Below are 23,223 nucleotides of genomic sequence, written 5' to 3'. Positions count from 1 at the left end.
TCGCCTGAAACGCGTATCAGCGCTTCATCGAACCGAAGAACTCGTCGTTGGACTTGGTGTTCTTCATCTTGTCGAGCAGGAATTCCATTGCGGCCATTTCATCCATCGGATGCAGCAGCTTGCGCAGGATCCAGATCTTCTGCAGCAGTTCCGGTTCGATCAGCAGGTCTTCGCGACGGGTGCCCGAGCGGTTGATGTCGATCGCCGGGAACACGCGTTTTTCAGAGATGCGACGGCTCAGGTGCACTTCGCTGTTGCCGGTGCCCTTGAACTCTTCGTAGATCACCTCGTCCATCTTGCTGCCGGTATCGACCAGCGCGGTGGCGATGATGGTCAGGCTGCCGCCTTCCTCCACGTTGCGCGCGGCGCCGAAGAAGCGCTTCGGACGGTGCAGGGCGTTGGCGTCCACACCACCGGTGAGCACCTTGCCGGAACTGGGCACCACGTTGTTGTAGGCACGTGCCAGGCGGGTGATCGAGTCGAGCAGGATCACCACGTCCTTCTTGTGCTCGACCAGGCGCTTGGCCCGCTCGATCACCATTTCGGCAACCTGCACGTGGCGCGCAGCCGGTTCGTCGAAGGTGGAGCTGATGACCTCGCCGCGCACGGTGCGCTGCATTTCGGTCACTTCTTCCGGGCGCTCGTCGATCAGCAGCACGATCAGGTGCACGTCCGGATGGTTGGTGGTGATCGCCGTGGCCACCTGCTGCATCATCATCGTCTTACCGGCCTTGGGCTGGGACACGATCAGCGAACGCTGACCCTTGCCCTGCGGTGCCATCAGATCGAGGATGCGGCCGGTGATGTCTTCGGACGAGCCGTTGCCGCGTTCCAGGGTGAAGCGCTTGCGCGGGAACAGCGGGGTGAGGTTTTCGAACAGCACCTTGTTCTTCGACGCTTCCAGCGGCTCACCATTGATGGTGTCCACGATCGACAGCGCGAAGTAACGCTCGCCGTCCTTCGGGAAGCGGATGCGGCCGGACAGGTGGTCGCCGGTGCGCAGGTTGAAGCGGCGGATCTGGCTGGGCGAGATGTAGGTGTCGTCCGGGCCGGCCAGGTAGCTGGCTTCGGCGGCACGCAGGAACCCGAAGCCGTCCGGCAGGATTTCCAGCACGCCGTCGGCGGCAACGCCGTCGCCGTGGCGGGTGAGCACCTTGAGCAGGGCGAAGATCACGTCCTGCTTGCGGGCACGTGCCACGCCTTCGGAGATCTGCAGCTGCTCGGCGATTTCCAGCAGCTTCTGTGCCGGCATGCGCTTGAGATCGCTCAGCGAATAGACCGGGAAGCCTTCGGGCACGTTGGCCTGCTGGCTGCGCACGAACGGCTGCTGTTCGCCGTTGTCCTGCGGCATGCCGTCGTCGTTGTAGCGATCGCCACCGCGGTTGCGGTCACGGCGATTGCGGAAACGATCACGGCGGTTGCCCTGACCCTGACCCTGACCCTGGTTCTGGCCTTGGCCTTGACCCTGCTGGTACGGGTTCTGCCCGCCCTTGGGGGTGTTGTTGTTGTTGCCGTTCTGGTTGCGCTGGCCACCGTCGCCGGTGTCCTGCTGCGCATTGCCCTGGGCAGAGGAGGCGTCGCCCGTAGATGCGGCCGGTGCCTGCTGCGGCGCCGACGGAGCGGCGACCGGCGCCGGCGCGTCAGGCGCGGCAGCCAGGGGCAGGGCGGATTGATGTGCGGGGGGAGAACCCGCCTCGGCACCGGTGTTGGCGGCGGCCTTGGCGACGCGCGGCTTGCGCACGCGCTTCTCGGCGGGCGCGTCGGCGCTCCCGGGTTCGGAAGTAGTGATATCGGACAAGTGCTGGATTCCTCGCTAGAAGGTGCGAGCGCCCGGCAGGGCAGCGAACGTTGGGAAAGGATTCTGGAAAGAACGTCGTCCAGAAGATGCGGCGCGCGAATGCGGCCGGATGCTGCCGACACTAACACCGGCTCGCGGCGGTGCGCAAGCCGGGTGGGGCAGGGTCATTCATGCGGGGCAGGGCCCGCGGGCAGCCGGCAGGGACCGGCTGCCTGCTGCGATCAGGCCAGCGCCTTGTCCAGCATGCCGGCCAGCTGGGCCTTGCCGACCGCGCCGATCTGCTGCGCCTGGACCTGGCCGTCCTTGAACACCAGCAGCATCGGGATCGAGCGCACGTGGTACTTGGCGGCCAATGCGCGGTTCTGGTCCACGTTGACCTTGGCGATCTTGGCGCGGCCGTTGTAGGCGTCGGCCAGTTCGTCCAGGGCGGGGGCGATCATCTTGCACGGACCACACCACTCGGCCCAGAAATCGACCAGCACCGGTTCCTTGGAATTCAGCACTGCGCTATCGAAGTCGGCATCGCCGACATGTACAACCTTGTCGCTCATCTTGGTTTCTCGTCTGGAAATGCACCCGGCGGGGCCGGAGGAGGTTGAATTTGGACGCCACCGGAGGGTGCCGTCCGCGTCTGCTGCCTCGTGGCCGCGAGGGCGGCCAGCGGTGCGCCAGGTGGATGCCTGGTCGCTCACGGCGGGCAGTGTACCCCTATCGTCGCGGCCGGGCAGGTGCTGCCTGAAACCCAGCATCCTGTGATCGGCGCCCTGCATTGACGGGGCAGTCCTTCTCTATATGCGGCCGCGCGCGACCGCCTCCAGTGGGCCGGACGCCTCCGTTCAACTGGCGGCAGGCGCGGTGAAAACGCGTGAAATCCGGAGGGCTGGCGCAGGGCAACGGCGGAGACAGCCCGCCTCCGACCGGCTGTCTCAGCCGTCCTTGCGACGGCGGAGGCCGGTTTGCCGCCGACATTGCGCTAAACTGCGCCATTGTGCGGCGCCCCTGGACCGGTAGGTCCGGCCCCGTCCAACCCCGGCGCAGGGCCCGCAATGGCGACGGTGCCCCCCAAGATTGCAAGCCTCCCGCGCACCGCTGCCGGGGCGGCCTTACCAAGACGGACACATGAGCGACAAACCGCTGACCGATTTGACCTTCTCCTCCTTCGAGCTGCACCCCGCCCTGCAGGCGGGCCTTGAAGGAGCCGGATTCACCCGTTGCACGCCCATCCAGGCGCTGACCTTGCCGGTCGCGCTGCCCGGCGGCGACGTCGCCGGCCAGGCCCAGACCGGCACCGGCAAGACCCTGGCCTTCCTGGTCGCGGTGGTGAACCGCCTGCTGACCCGCCCGGCACTGGCCGACCGCAAGCCGGAAGACCCGCGCGCGCTGATCCTGGCCCCCACCCGCGAACTGGCCATCCAGATCCACAAGGATGCGGTCAAGTTCGGCTCGGACCTGGGCCTGCGCTTCGCGCTGGTCTACGGCGGTGTGGATTACGACAAGCAGCGCGAGATCCTGCAGCAGGGCGTGGACGTCATCATCGCCACCCCGGGCCGCCTGATCGACTACGTCAAGCAGCACAAGGTGGTCTCGCTGCACGCCTGCGAAATCTGCGTGCTCGACGAAGCCGACCGCATGTTCGACCTGGGCTTCATCAAGGACATCCGCTTCCTGCTGCGCCGCATGCCCGAGCGCACCACGCGCCAGACGCTGCTGTTCAGCGCCACGCTCAGCCACCGCGTGCTGGAGCTGGCCTATGAGCACATGAACGAGCCGCAGAAGCTGGTGGTGGAAAGCGAGTCGATCACCGCCGCGCGCGTGCGCCAGCGCATCTACTTCCCGGCCGACGAAGAAAAGATCCCGCTGCTGCTGGGCCTGCTGTCGCGCAGCGAAGGCGCGCGCACCATGGTCTTCGTCAACACCAAGGTGTTCGTCGAGCGCGTGGCCCGTTCGCTTGAAAAGGCCGGCTACCGCGTGGGCGTGCTGTCCGGCGACGTGCCGCAGAAGAAGCGCGAGAGCCTGCTCAACCGCTTCCAGAAGGGCCAGCTGGAAATCCTGGTGGCCACCGACGTGGCGGCCCGCGGCCTGCACATCGACGGCATCAAGTACGTCTACAACTACGACCTGCCGTTCGACGCCGAAGACTACGTGCACCGCATCGGCCGTACCGCGCGGCTGGGCGAAGAGGGCGATGCGATCAGCTTCGCCTGCGAACGCTACGCGATGGGCCTGCCGGATATCGAGGCCTACATCGAGCAGAAGATCCCGGTTGAAGCGGTCACCAGCGAAATACTGACCTCGCTGCCGCGCCCGGAACGCGCGCCGGCCGAAGCGGGCGAGGACGGCGACGAGAACGAGAGCGTCGGCCAGATCTTCCGCGAGGCACGCGAAGCGCGTGCGGCCGAAGAACAGCGTCGTGGCGGTGGCAGCAGCGGTCGTGGCGGCAAGCCGTCGGCCGGTGGCCGTGGCGAACGCCGCGCGCCGGGCGAGCGCAGTGCCGATGGCAAGCCGCGCCGCGAGCGCAAGCCGCGCGTGGAAGGCGAGGCCCCGGCCGAGGGTGAGGTCAAGCCGCAGGTCGCCGTGGCCCAGGCCGCCGTCGCCGTCGCTGCGGCCGACGCGCCGAGCGCCGCGGGCAGCCCGGCCGTGGAAGGCGAGCGCGCACCGCGCAAGCGTCGTCGTCGTCGCCACGGCCGTCCGGTCGAAGGTGCCGAAGGTGCCGCACAGCCGGTGACCCCGGTGCAGGTAACGGCCAAGCCGATGCGCGCTGCCGCACCGGCCGCCGATCCGGGCGCGTCGTTCCTGACCCGCATCGGGCGCAAGATCCGCCGGATGCTGTCCGGTAGCTGATCGGCATTGACGATCAGCGGGTGGCACCCGACCGTGGGTCGGGTGGCATGCCCGGCGTGCCGACCCACGGTTGGCACCTTCCGGCCACCCCTACCTGCACGCCGCCATCCTCGTCCTGCATAATCAGGGGATGAGCGTCCTGCGTTTTGACAATGTCAGCAAACAATATGCCGGCGGCCACCAGGCACTGGTGGACGTCAGCTTCGATGTCGCCCCTGGGGAAATGCTGTTCGTCACCGGTCACTCCGGTGCGGGCAAGAGCACCCTGCTCAAATTGATCCACCTGGACGAGCGGCCCAGCCGCGGCGCGGTGATCTTCAATGAGCGCAACCTGCTCAAGGTACGGGGCGGCAACATTCCCCGGCATCGTCGCGAGGTGGGCGCGGTCTACCAGGACCACCGCCTGCTGATGGACCGCAGCATCGCCGAGAACGTTGCCCTGCCGCTGATCCTGCGGGGCACCCGCCGCGCCGATATCGGCAAGCGCGTGCGCTCGGTGCTGGAGCGGATGGGCCTGGGTCACCGCGAAAAAGCGCTGCCGTCGCAGCTGTCGGCGGGTGAGCAGCAGCGCGTGGGCATCGCCCGCGCGATCGTCAGCGAACCCCGGCTGCTGGTCGCCGACGAACCCACCGGCAACCTCGACCCCACCCTGGCGGCAGAAATCATGGCGCTGTTCGCCGAGCTTCCCGAGCGCGGTACCAGCGTGCTGGTGGTCAGCCACGACCTGGCCCTGCTCCGGCACATGCGCAAGCGCGTGCTGATCCTGGACCACGGCAAGCTGATCGACGACATCTCGCCGCAGGACCTGGCCGAATGAACGCACCCACCAACAAGGAAGCCGCGGCACCGTCGCGCCTGGGCGTGTGGCTGCATCACCACGGCCACAGCGTGGTGTTCAGCCTGGGCCGTGCCTGGCGCAAGCCATGGGCCACGCTGCTGACCATCATGGTGATGGCGCTGGCCCTGGCCCTGCCGTTGGGCCTGTCCATCGCGCTGGACAACCTCACCCATTTCGCCGGCAGCGTGCAGCAGTCGCGCGACATCAACCTGTTCCTGAAGACCGACATCGACGCGGCCGCCGCCGGGCAGGTCGCCGATTCGCTGCGCGGCCGGGCCGACGTGGCCAACGTCACCCTGCAGACGCCGGATCAAGGCCTGCAGGAACTGCGCGAGGGGGCGGGGCTGGGCGAGGCGATCGATGCGCTGCACGACAACCCGCTGCCCACGCTGTTGATCGTTACCCCGAAGGCGGGCGCCGATGACGCGCGCCTGGCGCAGTCGCTGGAAGGCCTGCCGCAGGCGGACCTGGTGCAGCACGATGCGCTGTGGCGCAAGCGCCTGGACGCCTGGCTGGGCTTCGGTGCGCGGCTGGTGCAGGTGCTGTCGGTGCTGCTGGGCCTGGGCGCGGCCCTGGTGGTGGGCAATACCGTGCGGCTGGACATCCAGGCGCGCCGCGAGGAAATCGGCGTGCTGCAGTTGCTGGGCGCCAGCGACGGTTTCATCCGCCGCCCGTTCCTGTACCTGGGCGCGTGGTACGGGCTGGGCGCCGGCGCGGTGGCGCTGGCGCTGATCGGCGTGGCCGGGCTGGCCTTGCGCCTGCCGCTGGCCGCGCTGTCTGAAAGTTATGCCAGCCCGTTCGTGTTGCACGGGTTGGACCTGCTGCATTCATCGTTCGTGCTGGTCGGCACCGTGGTGCTGGGCTGGCTGGGCGCGTGGCTGGTGACGGGGCATTTCCTGCGCCAGACCCGACCGACCGAAACCTGAGGCCCGCATGCGCCCGCAAGCCCTGAAGCACCTGGTCGACGATGCACCGCGCGTGATGGTGGTCGACGGCTCCAAGCTGGTCCGCAAGTTGATTGCCGATGTGCTGCAACGCGAACTGCCGGCGGTGGAGGTGGTGGGCTGCGCGAGCATCGAAGAGGCGCGCAACGCGCTTGAAGCCGGGCCGGTGAACCTGGTCACCACCTCGCTCACGCTCAGCGATGGCGACGGCCTGGCGCTGGCGCGGCTGGTCCGCGAAACCGCCGGGCAGGCCTACGTGCCGGTGATCGTGGTGTCCGGCGACGCGCAGCAGCACCTGGAACAGCGCCGCTTCACCGACTACGTCACCGATTATTTCGACAAGGCGCTGGGCCATGAGGCGCTGGCCACGTTCATTCGTGGCTATGTGCAGCCGGAAACCATTCCCGGCGCCACCATCCTGTATGTCGAAGACAGCCGCGTGGTGGCCGAGGCGACCAAGCGCATGCTCGAACGCCAAAGCCTGCGCGTGCTGCACGTGATGACCGCCGAAGAAGCCTTCGCGCTGCTCACCGCCGAATCGCTGGGCCGCAGCAGCCACCGCATCGACCTGGTGCTCACCGACGTCACCCTCAAGGGCGAGCTGAGCGGGCTGGACGTGGTCGAGCGCGTGCGCGTGGATTTCGGCTATGGCAAGCGCCGCCTGCCGGTGCTGGTGATGACCGGCGACGGCAACCCGCTCAATCAGTCCGGCCTGCTGCAGGCCGGCGCCAACGACCTGGTGCAGAAGCCGATCGAAGAGCGCCTGCTGGTGACCAAGGTCCTGTTCCAGCTGCGCCTGTCGCGGCTCAATGAAAAACCCGTGGTGCGATGAACGACGAGGCAACCCCCAGCATCCAGCTTGAACCGAGCTGGAAGGCGCGTATTGGCGAATGGCTGCTGCGTCCGGACATGCGTGACCTGTCCAGTTTCCTGCGCCAGCGCAAGGCGGCCGGCGCGCAGGTGCTCCCGCCTGGCCCGCAGATCTTCGCCGCCTTCGATGCCACCCCGTTCGATCAGGTCAAGGTGGTGATCCTGGGGCAGGACCCGTATCACGGTCCCGGCCAGGCCCATGGCCTGAGTTTCTCGGTGATGCCCGGCGTACCGGTGCCGCCGTCGCTGCTCAACATCTACAAGGAAATCGAAGCCGACCTGGGGATCCCGCGCCCGGACCACGGCTGCCTGCTGCCGTGGGCGCGCCAGGGCGTGCTGCTGCTCAATGCGGTGCTGACCGTGGAGGCCGGCCAGGCCGGTGCGCACCAGAAGCGCGGCTGGGAAGGGTTCACCGACCATGTCGTGGACACCCTCAACCGCGAACGCGACGGGCTGGTGTTCATGCTGTGGGGCAGCTACGCGCAACAGAAGGGCAAGGTGATCGACACCGCCCGCCACCGGGTATTGAAGGCGCCGCATCCGTCGCCGTTGTCGGCGCACCGCGGTTTCCTCGGTTGCCATCATTTTTCGATGGCCAATGACTATCTGCAGCGCCGCGGCCAGGCCCCCATCGACTGGTCGCTACCGCCGCGCGCGGCACTGTAATCCGGCGCGGCCACTGACCGGCCGCCGCCCGTTACTCGGTCAACATTTCCATGATCGCGCGCGCCACCTGGCGTTTGCGCGCGGGCATGCGCCGCAGCAACGAGAGAATCTCGGTTTCCTGGGCGGTACGTGCCGCTTCCACCGGCAACGCGTCCGGCAAGGGCAGGTCCACGCCGTCCTCCGGACGCCCGGGACCGCGCCCCGTCGCCAGCCATTCAAAATGGACTTGCGTCACAATTGCGATGCAGGCAAGGTGTTGCACGCTCGGGAATGTTCCGCCTTCCCGTTCCCACTGCGCCACGGCGCTGCGTCGCACGCCGGCCGCCAACGCCAACTGCGCCTGTGACAGGCCAGCCGTTAGTCGGGCTCGCCGGATTCTGTCGCACATGACCTGCATTTAATGCCCCCTTTCCCTGTTCGGTAAGCCGTGCTTCCCTGGAAGTGATTCTTTTCCCGCGTGTACAGAATTGCTGTCGTCGACTGCTGCATCAGGGGTATTCGTCCGACGCCGGCCCGCCAGCAAGCGCCACTGTCCCCCTATTTCACGCCGTCTTGTTTGACGGAATTTTGGTTGCCCCGCATTAATCGGCCCGAACCGGACATAAACGCATTCCCAAGCGGGAAACGGCACCGGCAGGGCACGATCAGAACGACGACGGAGTAACTCCGCCGTCACGGTCGAACTCTGCCAAAAATCGGCGGAGACGCATGTATGGTTAATGTGAAAGGCGTGAACGTTCCGTCAGTGCGTTGGCAGTCATGGCTGCTCCTTGCACTACTGGCGGTGCTTTCATGCCTGGGCCAGGCCCGGGCGCAATCGGCCTGTACCGCCGGTGCCTGCGTCAGCGCCGGTCCGCGTCTGGCTTCGATCGATTCCACCCAGAGCCCGGTACTCAACCTGCTGTTCGGCGCGCTGTTGCCAGGCACCAGCCTCAACCTGAGCGTGGCCGACTGGAACAACCTGGCTGGCGCCAACATCAATCTCAACGCACTGCTGACCCAGCTCAATGGCGGGGTGGTGGTGAGTGATCCCAGCCAGGTGCTCAACGCCAACATCACCCTGGGCCAGCTGCGCGCGGCGATGGTGCAGGTGCTGCAGGCCGACGGCCAGACTGCGGCGGCCAACGTGCTCAACGCACTGCCGCTGGGCGTGGCCGGCACCACCGGCAACATCCGCCTGGCCGACCTGCTGCAGATCGCACTGCCCACCGGGTCGCTGGCGACCGTGCGCCTGAACGTGCTGGACCTGCTCACCGGCGGCGTGCAGCTCTACAACTTCCGCAACGTGCTCACCACGCCCACGCCGATCACGGTCAACACCGCGGCGCTGGGTCTCAACGGTGTCACCAACGTGCGCCTGTGGCTGCAGGTGATCGAACCGCCGGTCTACACCTGCGGCACGGTGGGGGCGGCGTTCCACAGTGCAGCCATCCGCATCAAGCTCGACCTGGATCTGGTGCAGGGGCTCAACACCGGCACGCTCAGCGCCGCGCTCAATGGCCTCAACCTGCTGGGGGTGTCGCTGTCCAACACCAGCATCAGCGCCGACGTACTGCACCTGCAGCTGTATGCCGACGTGGCGCGCGCCGAAGGCTCGATCTCGGCGGTGAACCTGGTGGGCAACGCAGTCACCCTGCAGGCGCGGCCGGGCCTGGTGAACCTGTATGTCGGCCAGATCAGCGACGCCACCTTCTTCAACCGCAGCACCGTGCTGACCGAGACGGCACTGACCGCTGCCACGCTGACCTCGCTCAGTGTGAAGGTGCGGGTGGCGGCCAACGTGCTGGGCCTGCTCACCCCGATCGCCGACATCACCGTCCCGCTCACGGTCAGCGTGCGCAGCTTCGCCACCGCCACGCCCGGGCTGCAGAGTGCCAGCTTCACCGGCCCCTACCCACAGACCCGCACCCTGACCGCCGGCACGGTGAGCGCGGCCACGATGGTGTCCACGCTGGTCAACTCACTGAACATCCAGGTCACCAGTGGCAACCCCACTGTGACCCTGCTCGGCGGCATCGCGCTGCCGCTACCGGTGGCCGACCTGGTCAACGGCATCGTCAACACGCTGCTGACGCCCATCCGCTCCGCCGTCAACGTACTGGTCACCCCCGTGCTCACTGCCGTGCTCGGGGGCCTGGTCGACAACCTGCTGGCGCTGCTGGGCATCCGCATTGGCCAGGCGGTGTTCACCGTGGAGGGCATCACCCAGGCCTGCGCGGCGACGCTGCAGCTGGTCAAGGACCTGCAGCCCACCAGCGACACCGGCCGCTTCAACCTGTCCATTACCTACAACGGCAGCACGGTGGGTTCGGCCAGCAACGTGGGCAACAACGGCGCCACCGCGGCGGTGACCACCGTGCCCGGCGGCAGCTATGCGTTGGCCGAAGCGGCCGCCGCCGGCACCACGCTGGCGCGCTACGCCAGCAGCTGGCAATGCACCGACCAGAACAACACCGTGGTGTCGTCCGGCAGCGGTGGCAGCTTCACCCTGCAGGCACCGGCGATGACCGCCACTGCCGTGACCCTGGTGTGTCGCATCACCAACCGCACGCGCCAGGCCGAACTGTCGATCACCAAGAGCGACGGCAGCGGCACCTACACACCCGGCGGTACCGCGACCTACACGCTGCTGGTGCGCAACGACGGGCCGGACCCGGTCACCAACGCGGTCGTGGCCGACAGCCTGCCCAATGGCATCACCCTGCGTGGCGCCTGGACCTGCAGTGCCACCAGCGGCAGCACGTGTGCGGCGGCCAGTGGCGGTGCGGTGGGCGGCAACGCGGTCAGCGTGGGGGTGAACCTGATCAATGGGGGCCAGGCAACGATCAGCGTGCCGGTCAGCTTCAGCAGCAACCCGGGCGCGTACTAGCACCCGGGCCGTAGCGCAGTGGGCGTGGGGATGACCCCGCGCCGGGGATGGACACGATCACCGCTTCGAGGATGAGCGCATGGCAGCAACCCGCAGGCAGGGCAGGGCACGCAGGGCATCGGCGGGCATCGCGCACGCGGTGGGGCTGTTGGCGTTGCTGCTGTCTCCCACGCTGCTTGCGCAGAGCTACCCGAACCCGCTCAACAACACCGCCACGGTGACCGCGCCGGCCGACGTGGGCGACCCGACCCCGGGCAACAACACTGCCACCGATACCAACGCGCTGGCCCTGCAGGCGCAGCTGAGCGTGACCAAGACGTTGCTGAGTGCCAGCCCGGTGGCCGCCGGCGGCGCGGTGCAGTACCGCATCCAGGTGAGCAATGCCGGCCCTTCGGCGGCGCAGGGCGTGGGCGTGGTCGACACCGTGTCGGCGCTGCTCACCAACGTGGCCTGGAGTTGCCAGCCCACCACCGCGGCATCGTCGTGCGCGCAGTCCAGCGGCACCGGCAACGCCGTCAACGTGCAGGTCAACGTGGGCGTGGGCGACAGCGTGGTGCTGCTGGTCAACGGCGCCGCGCCCAGCGCCACCCCGGCCACGGTGCCGGCCAACAGCGTCACGCTGGTGCTGCCCACCGGTACCACCGACCCGACCCCGGGCGACAACAGCGCCACCACCCCGGCCGTGCCGGTGCAGGCCAACGCGCTGGTGGCCAACAACGATGTGTTCGCCACGGCGATTTCCTCAGCCACCGGTGGCACGACGCCCACGGTGCTGGGCAATGACACGCTCAACGGCGCGCCGGTGGTCGGCACCTCCCTGATCATCGCGCTGCAGAACGCGCCGGCGGGATTCACCATCAACAGTGCCGGCGTGATCACGGTGCCGGCCGGCGCCACCGCCGGTGCCACCAGCCTGACCTACCAGATCTGCGAGAACGCATCGCCGACCAACTGCGCCACCGCCACGGCCAGCGTTGTGATCGGCCCGACCGCCGTGAACGACAGCTTCAACGCCACCGGCGGCGCGCCCTCGTTCGCCGGCAACGTGGGCAGCAACGACAACGCACCGGCCGGTGCGGTGTTCAGCGCCATCGGCACGCCGCCGGCCGGGCTCACCGTCAACAGCGACGGCACCTTCACCTACGCGCCTGCCGGTGGCATCGCCGCGCCCACGTCGTTCCAGTACCAGGTCTGCCTGCCCGCGCCGAACGGCAGCGTGTGTGCCACCGCCACGGCGGCCATCGTGGTCAATGCCAACGCACTGGTGGCGGTCGATGACACCTTCGCCACGCCGATCCCGGCCGGCACCGGCGGGCTCACCCCGACCGTGCTCACCAACGACACGTTCAATGGCGGTGCCGTGCCGCTGGGCCAGGTGGCGCTGAGCCTGGTGGGCGCGCCGACGGGCTTTGCCATCAATGCCAACGGCACCGTGCAGGTGCCGGCCACCGCCGCGGCCGGTCCGCTGGCGCTGACCTATCGCTTCTGCGAAACCGCCTTGCCCGCCAACTGCGCCACGGCCACGGCTACCCTGGTGGTGAGCCCGGATGCGGTGAACGACACGGTGACCACGCCCGGCGGCGGTCAGCCGGCCACCGGCAGCCTGGCCGGCAACGACAACATCGCCAGCGGTTCCACCTACACCCTGGCCACCGCACCCGCCCGTGGCACGGCCGTGGTCAACGCCGACGGCACCTTCAGCTACACCCCGTCCAACGCCAACACCGGGCCGGATTCGTTCACCTACCAGGTGTGCCTGCCGGACCCGAACGGCAGCGTGTGCGACATCGCCACGGTCAGCGTGAACGTGCAGGCCAACCAGATCGCCGCCGTCAACGATGTGTTCACCACGCCGCTGTTGCCGGGCGCCACCACCGCGGTGAGCGTGCTGGGCAACGACACCCTCAATGGGGTGGCGGTGCTCCCGGCCTCGGTGCTGCTCACCCTGAGCGGTGCGCCGGCCAACTACACCGTCAACGCCAACGGGCAGGTGCAGGTGCCGGCCGGTGCGGCGGCAGGCGCGGTGAGCTTCGATTACCAGATCTGCGAGATCGCCACGCCCACCAACTGCGCCACTGCCAGCGTGCAGCTGGTGGTCGCCCCCGATGCGGTGGACGACACGTTCGTGGCCACGGCGGGCATCGCACTGACCGGCTCGGTGGCGGGCAACGACAACGTGGGCGTGGGCGCACAGTTCAGCCTGTTGGCCGTGGCCGCGCATGGCACGGTGACGGTCAACGCCGATGGCACCTTCAACTACACCGCGCAGCCGGCCTACATCGGTCCGGACAGCTTCCGCTACCAGGTGTGCCTGCCGGCGCCGAATGCGGGCGTGTGCGATGCCGCCACCGTGACCGTCAACGTGGGTGCCGCCGTCATCGTGGCTGGCAACGACGACTTCACCGCCGCGCCGCTGACCAGTGCCGGTGGACTCACCGCCAGCGTGCTGGTCAACGACACCCTCAACGGTGCCGCCATCCTGCCTGCACAGGCCACGCTGTCGCTGATCAATGCACCGCCCGCCGGTTACACACTGACCGCCAACGGCCAGCTGCAGGTGCCGGCCGGCGCGCCGGCCGGGCCGATCAGCCTGACCTACCAGCTGTGCCAGGCCGGCACCGGCAACTGCGCCACCGCGAGCATCGCGGTCGTGATCGCGCCCGACGCGGTGGCCGATGCGTTCACCACCCAGGTGGCGCGCGCGGTCAGCGGCAACGTGGCGGTAAATGACAGTGTCGCTGCGGGCACCACCTATGCCGTGACCGGTGCCACGCCGGCCGGGTTGCTGTTCAACCCCGATGGCAGCTTCACCTACACCCCGCTGCCGCAGTACACCGGCACCACCACGTTCACCTACCAGGCGTGCCTGGCCGCGCCGTTCGCTGGCGTCTGCGATACCGCCACGGTCACCCTCAACGTCAACGCCGGCACGCTGGTGGCCAATGACGATGACTTCCGCGGCGCGATCATCAACCCGACCAGCGGCGGCACCACCAACAGCGTGCTCGGCAACGACACCATCAACGGCGCGGTTCCGCCGGCCCCGGCCGATGTGATCCTGAGCCTGGTGGGCGCACCGGCCGGCTATGTGATCAACAGCAACGGCACGGTGTCCGTCCCCGGTGGCGCGGCCGCCGGTGCAGTCACCTTCTCCTACCAGCTGTGCGAAGCGGCCCTGCCCAGCAACTGCGCCACCGCTGCGGTGCAGTTGCTGCTGGCGCCGGTGGCGGTCAATGACACGGTGAGCACGCAGGTGGGCGTGCCGGTGACCGGCAACGTGGCCGGCAACGACAACGTACCGGCCAACGCCAGCTTCAGCCTGAGCGGCACCGCGCCGGCCGGGCTGGTGTTCAACCCGAATGGCACCTTCACCTACACGCCGCCGGTGGGTACCCAGGGCGCGGTCACCTTCGCCTATCAGGCCTGCCTGCCCGCACCGGACACCACCGTGTGCGCCGGCGCGTCGGTCACGGTCAACGTCAATGCCGGCACGCTGGTGGCCAACGAAGATGACCTACGTGCCACGCCGATCAATCCTGCCGTGGGCGGCAGCACGGCGTCGGTGCTGGGCAACGACAGCCTCAATGGCACCGTGCCGCCGGCGTCGGCCGATGTGCTGCTCACCCTGGTGGGGGCGCCTTCGGGCTATACGCTGGGCAGCGATGGCGTGCTCGCCGTTGCCAGCGGCGTGCCGGCCGGTGCGGTCACGCTGACCTACCAGCTGTGCGAAGCGGCGCTGCCGGGCAACTGCGATACCGCCCAGATCCGCCTGCTGGTTGTGCCGTTGGCGGCGGCCGATGTGTTCTCCACCCCGGCCGGGCAGCTGTTGGCCGGCAATGTGGGCACCAATGACAACGCACCGGCCGGTGCGGTGTTCCGCGTGCCCGGCGCGGTGCCGGCGGGCCTGCAGTTCGGTGCCGATGGCAGCCTTCAGTACACCCCGCCGGCCAACTTCACCGGCCCGGTCACCTTTACTTATGAGGTCTGCCTGCCCGCGCCCGACAGCGCGCAGTGCAGTACCGCCACCGCCACCATCAACGTCAATGCCGGCACCCTGGTGGCACGCGACGACGACATCAGCGCCACGCCGCTCGCCCCCGGTGGCACCAGTGCCAGCAGCGTGCTGGTCAATGACACGCTCAACGGTGTGACCCCGCCGGCCGCCGCCAGTGTGCTGCTGAGCCTGATCGGTGCGCCGGCCGGTTACGCGCTGGATGCCAACGGCCTGTTGCAGGTGCCCGCTGCCGCCACCAGTGGCGCGGTGGTGCTCACCTACCAGGTCTGCGAAGCGGTGCTGCCCAGCAACTGCGCCAGTGCCACCCTGCGCCTGGTGGTGACGCCGTCGGCCAGCAACGACGCCTTCTCCACCGCCGCCGGGCAGCCCCTCAACGGCAGCGTGGGCGACAACGACAACGTGCCGCCCGGCGCACTGTTCAGCGTGGTCGGCCCGGTGCCGGCCGGGTTGAGCTTCACCGGCTCGGGCAGCTTCACCTATGTGCCGCCGGTGGGCGTGACCTCGCCGGTGACCTTCGATTACCAGGTCTGCCTGCCGGCGCCGAACGCGGCGCTGTGCGCCACTGCCAGCGCCGCCATCACCCTCACCGTGGGCAGCTTGGCCGCCACGGGCGATGATTTCAGCAGCACCCCGATCAGCCCGGTGAGCGGCGGCAGCACCACCTCGGTGCTGGCCAATGATTCGCTCAACGGCATCACCCCGCCGGCGGTGGCCAACGTGCTGCTGTCGCTGGTGGGCGCACCGGCCGGCCTGGCCATTACCGCCGAAGGCGCGGTGACCGTGGCCGCCGGCACCCCTGCCGGGGTCAAGAACCTCACCTACCAGCTGTGCGAGGCCGCCGCGCCCGGCAACTGCGATACCGCGACGATCCGCCTGGTGGTGGCGCCGTCCGCGCTGGACGATGCGCTGTCCACCGCAGCCGGGCAAGTGCTTACCAGCAGCGTGGCCACCAACGACAACGCGCCGGCCGGTGCGGTCTTCCAGGTGGTGGGCACTGCGCCCGACGGCCTGGTGCTGGCCAGCGATGGCAGCCTGGTCTACACCCCGCCCGTCGGCTTCAGCGGCGCGTCCACCTTCGCCTACACGGTCTGCCTGCCGGCACCCGATGCGGGCGTGTGCGCCACCGCGAACGCAACGCTCAACGTCAACAGCGGCACGCTGGTGGCGGTGGCCGATACCTTCGCCACGCCCATCGCGCCGGGCACGGCGTCGCCCACCGTGCTGGCCAACGACACCCTCAACGCCGCCACGCCGTTGCCGACCGACGTGGTGCTGTCGCTGGTGGGCGCGCCTACCGGTTTTGCGATCGCCGCCGACGGCACCGTCAGCGTGGCCACCGGCACCGCATCCGGTGCCACCACGCTCACCTACCAGATCTGCGAGGCCGCCGCGTCGGCCAACTGCGCCACCGCCAGCGTGGCCCTGGTGGTCGCTCCGGCACCGGCCAACGATGCCTTCGCCGTGCAGGCCGGGCAGACCCTGAGCGGCACTGTGTCGGGCAACGACAACATGCCGATCGGATCGGTGTACGCGCTGCAGGGCACGCCGCCGGCCGGGGTCACCTTCAACGCCGATGGCAGCTTCACCTATGCACCGCCGGCGGGCACCACCAGCCCGGCCAGCTTCACGTACCAGGCCTGTTTGCCTGCGCCGAACAGCGCCGTGTGCGGCACCGCCACGGCCACGTTGAACATCAACAACGGCCTGCTGGTGGCGGCCGATGACAGCTTCGGTGCGATCGCACCGGGTGCCAGTACGCCCAGCGTGCTCGGCAACGATGCGCTCAACGGGGTGACCCCGCCGGCCGCGGCCACGGTGTCGCTGTCGCTGGTGGGCGCACCGGCCGGTTTCACCCTTAACCCCACCGGCACGCTGTCGGTGGCAGCCACCGCGCCCACCGGCGCCATCGTGCTGGTCTACCAGGTCTGCGAAACCGCGGCGGCCAACAACTGCGCCACGGCCAACATCGCGCTGGTGGTGCGCCCGGTGCCGGTCAACGACGTGATCGCGGTGCAGTCTGGCCAGCCCAACTCCGGGAACGTGTCGGGCAACGACAACATGCCGGCCGGCTCCACCTGGAGCGTGGCCGCGCCGCCGCAGGGGCTGGTCTTCAACAGCAACGGCAGCTTCACCTATACGCCGCCGGCCGGCACCCTCGGACCGGTCACCTTCAGCTACCAGGCCTGCCTGCCGGCGCCGGATGCCGCGGTGTGCGGCACGGCGACCGCCACCTTGAACATCGCGGTGAACGCGGTGGAGGCCAACGACGATACGTTCGCGGCGCCGATCACCGGTGGTTCGGCCACGCCCAGCGTGCTCAGCAACGACGCCCTCGATGGGGTCACCCCGCCGGCCTCTGCCGATGTGCAGCTGTTGCTGGTGGGCGCGCCGCCCGGGTTTGTGATCAACAACGACGGCACCGTGCAGGTGCCAGCCGGTGCTGCTGCCGGTGCCACCGTGCTGAACTACCAGCTGTGCGAGGCCGCGTCGCCGACCAACTGCGCCGCCGCCGTGATCCGCTTCGTGATCACCCCGGCACCGCAGAACGATGCATTCGCCGTGCAGGCCGGTGGCACGCTTGCGGGCGTCAGCGTGGCTGCCAACGACGGCATGCCGGCCGGGTCGAGCTGGGCGGTGCAGGGCACCCCGCCGACCGGCCTGCAGTTCAACGCCAATGGCAGCTTCACCTACACCCCGCCGGTGGGCACCACCGGGGCGGTCACCTTCACCTACCAGACCTGCCTGCCCGCACCCAACGGCGGCGTGTGCGGCCTCGCCACGGCCACGGTGAACGTCAACCTGGGCACGCTGGTGGCTGGCGATGACAGTTTCGTCGGCATCGTGCCCGGCACCGCCACGCCCAGCGTGCTGGCCAACGATGCGCTCAACACGATGAGCCCGCCGGCAGCGGCGAGCGTGCAGCTGAGCCTGGTCGGTGCGCCGGCCGGCTACGCCATCGCCGCCGATGGCACCATCACCGTGCCCGCCGGCGTCACCTCCGGCCCGGCCACACTGACCTACCAGATCTGCGAAACCGCCGCGCCGTCCAACTGCGATACCGCCACGGTGTCGCTGGTGATCAGCCCGGCCGCGCAGAACGACGCGTATGCGGTGCAGGCCGGCGGCTCCATCAGCAACGGCAACGTGGCCGCCAACGACAACCTGCCGGCAGGCTCGACCTGGGCGCTGCAGGGCGCCACGCCGGCCGGGCTGACCTTCAACGCCGATGGCACCTTCACCTACACCCCGCCGATCGGTACCCCCAGCCCGGTGGTCTTCACCTACCAGGCATGCCTGTCGGCGCCGAACGCCGCGCTGTGCAGCACCGCTACCGTCACCCTCAACATCAGCAACGGCACCCTGGTGGCGGTGGACGACACCCTCAGCGGCGTCGCCGCAGGCGGCACCACCAGCGTCAGCGTGCTGGCCAACGACACGCTCAATGCGGTGAGCCCGCCGCTGCCGGCCAGCGTTGTACTGAGCCTGGTCGGTGCGCCGGCCGGTTACACCCTCAATGCCGACGGCACCCTGAGCGTGGGCAGCACCGTGACATCGGGCACCACCACGCTCACCTACCAGATCTGCGAAGCCGCCGCGCCGACCAACTGCGATACCGCCAGCATCACCGTCATCGTCAGCCCCACGCCGCTGAACGATGCCTTCTCGGTGCAGGCCGGGCAGACGTTGAGCAACAGCGTGGCGACCAACGACAACCTGCCGGCGGGGTCGACCTTCACCGTGCAGGGCACCGCGCCGGCCGGGCTGACCTTCACCCCCGACGGGTCGTTCACCTACGCCCCGCTGCCCGGCACGCCGAGCCCGGTGACCTTCACCTACCAAGCCTGCCTGCCGGCACCGAACGCGTTGTGCGCCACCGCCAGCGTCACCCTCAACATTGCCACCGGCACGCTGCTGGCCGGCAACGACACGCTCAGCGGCGTCGCACCGGGCACCACCTCGGCGGCCAGCGTGCTGGCCAACGACAGCCTCAACGGGGTGTCGCCGCCGGCCGCGGCCAACGTGCTGCTGACGTTGGTGGGTGCACCGGCAGGCTTTGCGATCACGCCCACCGGCACCGTGTCGGTGGCCACCGGCGTCAGCGCCGGGCCGACCACGCTCACCTACCAGATCTGCGAAGCCGCCGCGCCGGGCAACTGCGCCACCGCCAGCGTTACCGTCATTGTCAGCCCGACCCCGCAGAACGACGCGTTCTCGGTGCAGGCCGGGCAGACGCTGAGCAACAGCGTGGCCACCAACGACAGCATGCCGGCCGGCTCCACCTGGGCCGTGCAGGGCATGCCGCCGCCGGGCCTGACCTTCAACCCCGATGGCAGCTTCACCTATGCGCCGCCGGCCGGTGCGGTGTCGCCGGTGGGCTTCACCTACCAGACCTGCCTGCCGGCGCCGAACGGCAGCCTGTGTGCCACCGCCACGGTGGCGCTGAACATCAACAACGGCACCCTGAGCGCAGGCGATGACACGCTGGTCGGTGTGTTGCCCGGCGCCACCACCGGTACCAGCGTGCTGGCCAACGACAGCCTCAACGGCGTGTCGCCGCCGGCCGCGGGCGATGTGCTGTTGAGCCTGGTGGGTGCGCCGGGTGGCTTCACGCTCAACCCCGACGGCACCATCACCGTGGGCAGCGGCGTGGGCTCCGGGCCGACCACCATCACCTACCAGATCTGCGAAGCAGCTGCGCCGTCCAACTGCGATACCGCCAGCGTCACCGTGGTGGTCACCCCGGCGCCGCAGGACGACGCCTACGCCGTGCAGGCCGGGCAGACCCTGTCCAACACCGTGGCCGCCAACGACAACACGCCACCCGGTGCGCAGTTCACGCTGCAGGACACTGCGCCGGCCGGCATGACGTTCAACGCCAACGGCAGCTTCACCTATACCCCCGCGATCGGCGTGGTCGGCCCGGTCAGCGTGGCCTACCAGGTCTGCCTGCCGGCGCCGAATGCCAGCCTGTGCGGACGCGCCATCGTCACCATCAACATCAACAACGGCCAGCTGGTGGCCGGCGATGACACGTTCACCGGCGTGGCCCCGGGCAGCACCTCCGGGCCCAGCGTGCTGGCCAACGACAGCCTCAACGGGGTGTCGCCGCCGGCCGCGGGCGACGTGCTGCTGAGCCTGGTCGGTGCGCCGGCGGGCTTCAGCATCGGCACTGACGGCAGGATCAGCGTGTCCACCGGCGTCACCTCCGGTGCAACTGCGCTCACGTACCAGATCTGCGAAGCCGCCGCGCCCGCCAACTGCGACACCGCCAGCGTGACCGTGGTGGTCAGCCCGGCCCCGCAGAACGATGCGTACTCGGTACCGGTCGGGCAGACGCTGGCCAACACCGTGGCTGGCAACGACAACATGCCGGCCGCGGCGGTCTATACCGTGCTGGGTGCAGCACCGGCCGGCCTGACCCTGGCCAGCACCGGTGCGTTCACCTACACCCCGCCGGGCGGCACGCCCAGCCCGGTCAGCTTCACCTACCAGGCCTGCCTGCCGGCGCCGTATGCGGCCAGCTGCGGCACCGCCACGGTCACCATCAACATCAACAACGGCACGCTGGTGGCCGGCGATGATGTGCTCACCGATGTGCTGCCCGGTGCCACCTCGTCGGCCAGCGTGCTCGCCAACGACCGCCTCAACGGGGTCAGCCCGCCGCCGCCCGGCGACGTGATCCTGAGCCTGGTGGGCGCGCCGGCCGGCATCACCATCAACCCCGATGGCACGATCAGCGTGGGTACCGGCGTTGCCTCCGGCGCCACGCTCATCACCTACCAGGTCTGCGAAGCGGCCGCGCCGGCCAACTGCACCACCGCCGGCGTCACCCTGGTGATCACCCCGGCCCCGCAGAACGACAGCGTCACCGCCCCGGCCGGGCGCCCGACCCTTGGCAACGTGTCGTCCAACGACAACACGCCGCCGGGCGCGCTCTACACCCTCACCAGCGGCGCGGTGGCCGGCCTGGTGTTCAACGCGGATGGCAGCTTCAGCTACACGCCGCCGTCGGGCACCACCGGGCCGGTGATCTTCACCTACCAGGTCTGCCTGCCGGCGCCGTACAGCGCACAGTGCGGCACGGCCAGCGTCACGCTCACGCTGTCCGGGTCGGCCAACGTGGTGCTGTCGGTCAACGACGATTTCACCGCTACGCCGGTGGACCCGTCGGTGGGCGGCACCATCGCGCGCTCGGTGCTGGACAACGACAGCTTCAACAACGTGTCGCCGCCGCCGGTGGGCAGCGTGGTGGCCAGCCTCACCGGCAGCACGCCGGGCTACACGATGAACAACCAGGGCCAGATCATGGTGGCCGCCGGCGTGCAGCCGGGCCAGGTGCAGCTGGCCTACCAGCTGTGCGAGAACGGCGTGCCGACCAACTGCACCACCGCCATCGCCACGGTGCTGGTGCAGGGGCCGGTGGGTGCGCTGCTGGCGGTGGATGACAGCGCCGGTCCGATCGGGCCGGCCGGGCAGGCACGCGTGGTGAATGTGTTTACCAACGACACCTTCAACACCGCGCCGCTGGACCCGGCCCAGGTGAGCTTCGCGCCGGTGACCACCAATGCGCTGACCTTCAGCGCGGACGGCTGGGTGGACGTGGCCGCCGGGCTGGCACCGGGCAGCTACAGCACCACCTACACCCTGTGCCTGCTCAACCAGCCCACCGTGTGCGACACCGGCACGGTGAGCGTGACCGTCATCGCCGCCGCGCCCGGCGTGGATGCCGAGGATGACCAGGTGCAGGTGCCGCAGGACGGCGTGATCGAAATCGACGTGCTGGGCAACGACCGCGTCAACGGCACGCCGATCGATCCGGATACGGTGACGGTGACCATCACCGCGCCGCCGCCGTATGGCACGGCCACCGTGCTGCCGCGCGCGCGCATCCGCTTTGCCGCGTTGACCAATTTCGCCGGCGTGCAGGCCTTCGACTACCAGGTGTGCGACGTGGCCGACCCGGCCATGTGCGCCACCGCTACGGTCACCGTGACCGTGGAGCCGAACGTGCTCACCGTGGTGGATGACGCGATCACGGTGAACAGCACCGCGCCCGTGCAGATCGACGTGTTGGCCAACGACAGCGCCCGCAGCGCACCGCTGGACCCGGCCTCGCTGCAGGTGGTGACCGCACCGGCCCACGGCAGCGTGCAGTGCGCCAATGGCCTGTGCAGGTACACGCCCACCGCAGGCTTTGCCGGCACCGACAGCTTCCGCTACCGGGTCTGCGATGTGTCCATTCCCACCGCGCTGTGCGCCGACGCCAACGTGGCCGTCACCGTGGCCGGCCAGCAGGCCGTGCTGCGCCTGACCAAGGTGGCCGCCAAGCGCAGTGCGCAGATCGGCGACCTGGTGCGGTACACGGTGACCATCGACAACGTGGGCGAGGTGGATGCCAACGGCGCCACCCTGCTGGACACGCTGCCGCCGGGCTTCACCTTCGTCCGCGGTGGCTTCGCGGTGCAGGACGCCGACAACGATGCACGCACCAGCGGCGTGCAGCCGCTGCGCATCGACGGCATCGACATCCCGGTGGGCGAGCGCGCCACGGTGGTGTACTACCTGCGCGTCGGGGCGGGCACCGGCACCGGTGCGCACACCAACCGCATCACCGCCATCGATGGCGAGAACCGCAGCATCGGCAACGTGGCCTCGGCCGACGTGGACATCACCACCGATCCGCTGCTCGACGAGAGCCTGATCATCGGCAGCGTGTTCGACGACCGCAACGGCAACGGCGTGCAGGATCCGGGCGAGCGGGGCATCCCCGGCGTGCGCGTGGCAGCGGTGGAAGGCCTGCTGATGGAGACCGATGCCTACGGCCGCTATCACCTGGTGGGAATCCCGGGCGGCCAGGCACGCGGGCGCAACTTCATCCTCAAGGTGGATCCGTCCACGCTGCCGAGCGGGGCGCGCTTCACCACGCCCAACCCGCTGGTACGGCGGATCACGCCCGGGCTGCCGGCCCGCTTCGACTTCGGCGTGCGCATGCCCGATGGCGCGCTGAGTAGCGCATCGCCCGGCGACGCGACGGCGCCCCGGCCGGTCCGGATCGACCTGGGCGACGCCTTGTTCGCGCCCGGCAGCGCACGCCTGGACGCCAGCCGCGACGCCGTGCTGGACAAGGCGGCACAGGCGCTGGTGACGCGCGGCGGCGGCCGTGTGCTGCTCACCGCGGCCCCGGGCCAGGAGGCGCTGGCCCGGCAGCGTGCACAGGCGGTACAGACGGCGCTGGCCACGCGCGTGCCGGCGGCGATTGCAGCCGCCAGCTACATCGAGGTCGTGGGCGGCGACGGCAGCACGCTGCACCGGCTGCGGCTGGACGATCCACCCGAGCCTCCTCCCGGCGCGGACCGCACCAACCGGGAGGGGCGTTGACCC

Annotated in this window: 10 protein-coding genes and 1 pseudogene; 7 read left to right on the top strand and 4 right to left on the bottom strand. The window is 69.3% G+C overall.

Annotated features, from left to right (window positions below):
- Positions 1 to 16: 16 nt before the first annotated feature.
- Both rho and trxA read right to left on the bottom strand, forming a co-directional pair.
- Positions 17 to 1,798, bottom strand: coding sequence for a transcription termination factor Rho (gene rho / locus ABIA71_RS09335; RefSeq protein WP_354284981.1), 1,782 nt, complete (start codon positions 1,796 to 1,798; stop codon positions 17 to 19).
- Between the two features lie 221 nt (positions 1,799 to 2,019).
- On the bottom strand, positions 2,020 to 2,349 hold the full coding sequence (gene trxA, locus ABIA71_RS09330) for a thioredoxin TrxA (protein ID WP_038685830.1): 330 nt from the start codon (positions 2,347 to 2,349) through the stop codon (positions 2,020 to 2,022).
- Positions 2,350 to 2,917: 568 nt separating this feature from the next.
- On the opposite strand from trxA, the gene rhlB reads away from it, so the two are divergent.
- From rhlB to ung, 5 genes are all read left to right on the top strand, one after another.
- Positions 2,918 to 4,639: an ATP-dependent RNA helicase RhlB gene (rhlB, locus tag ABIA71_RS09325; protein WP_354284979.1), complete on the top strand. Its 1,722-nt coding sequence runs from the start codon at positions 2,918 to 2,920 to the stop codon at positions 4,637 to 4,639.
- Between the two features lie 130 nt (positions 4,640 to 4,769).
- The gene (ftsE, locus tag ABIA71_RS09320) at positions 4,770 to 5,456 is read left to right on the top strand and encodes a cell division ATP-binding protein FtsE (protein WP_038685832.1); all 687 of its coding nucleotides are present in this window, start codon (positions 4,770 to 4,772) and stop codon (positions 5,454 to 5,456) included.
- Complete coding sequence (gene ftsX, locus ABIA71_RS09315; protein WP_354284977.1) at positions 5,453 to 6,403, top strand: permease-like cell division protein FtsX; 951 nt, start codon at positions 5,453 to 5,455, stop codon at positions 6,401 to 6,403. The genes ftsE and ftsX overlap by 4 nt, the downstream gene beginning before the upstream one ends.
- Positions 6,404 to 6,410: 7 nt before the next feature.
- Complete coding sequence (locus tag ABIA71_RS09310; RefSeq protein WP_128097100.1) at positions 6,411 to 7,253, top strand: response regulator; 843 nt, start codon at positions 6,411 to 6,413, stop codon at positions 7,251 to 7,253.
- Entirely contained in the window at positions 7,250 to 7,957 is a 708-nt protein-coding gene (gene ung / locus ABIA71_RS09305) for a uracil-DNA glycosylase (RefSeq protein WP_354284974.1), read from the top strand. The genes ABIA71_RS09310 and ung overlap by 4 nt, the downstream gene beginning before the upstream one ends.
- 31 nt (positions 7,958 to 7,988) lie before the next feature.
- Here ung and ABIA71_RS09300 read toward each other — a convergent pair whose 3' ends face one another.
- Both ABIA71_RS09300 and ABIA71_RS09295 read right to left on the bottom strand, forming a co-directional pair.
- A complete protein-coding gene (locus tag ABIA71_RS09300) occupies positions 7,989 to 8,129 on the bottom strand; it encodes a hypothetical protein (protein ID WP_236546334.1) in 141 nt (46 codons plus the stop codon).
- Between the two features lie 30 nt (positions 8,130 to 8,159).
- Positions 8,160 to 8,345 (bottom strand): annotated as a pseudogene (locus tag ABIA71_RS09295) (helix-turn-helix domain-containing protein); the annotation flags it as partial.
- A gap of 342 nt (positions 8,346 to 8,687) precedes the next feature.
- On the opposite strand from ABIA71_RS09295, the gene ABIA71_RS09290 reads away from it, so the two are divergent.
- Entirely contained in the window at positions 8,688 to 10,826 is a 2,139-nt protein-coding gene (locus tag ABIA71_RS09290; RefSeq protein WP_354284972.1) for a hypothetical protein, read from the top strand.
- Between the two features lie 79 nt (positions 10,827 to 10,905).
- Positions 10,906 to 23,220 (top strand): Ig-like domain-containing protein, encoded by a 12,315-nt coding sequence (locus ABIA71_RS09285; RefSeq protein WP_354284970.1) that lies wholly within the window; start codon positions 10,906 to 10,908, stop codon positions 23,218 to 23,220.
- Positions 23,221 to 23,223: the final 3 nt, after the last annotated feature.

The sequence above is a fragment of the Stenotrophomonas sp. 2619 genome, assembly GCF_040548725.1.
In the GTDB taxonomy this organism is placed as follows: domain Bacteria; phylum Pseudomonadota; class Gammaproteobacteria; order Xanthomonadales; family Xanthomonadaceae; genus Stenotrophomonas; species Stenotrophomonas maltophilia_AP.
Note: the sequence above shows the minus strand (reverse complement) of the source record. Positions and strands in the feature narration are given on the sequence as shown.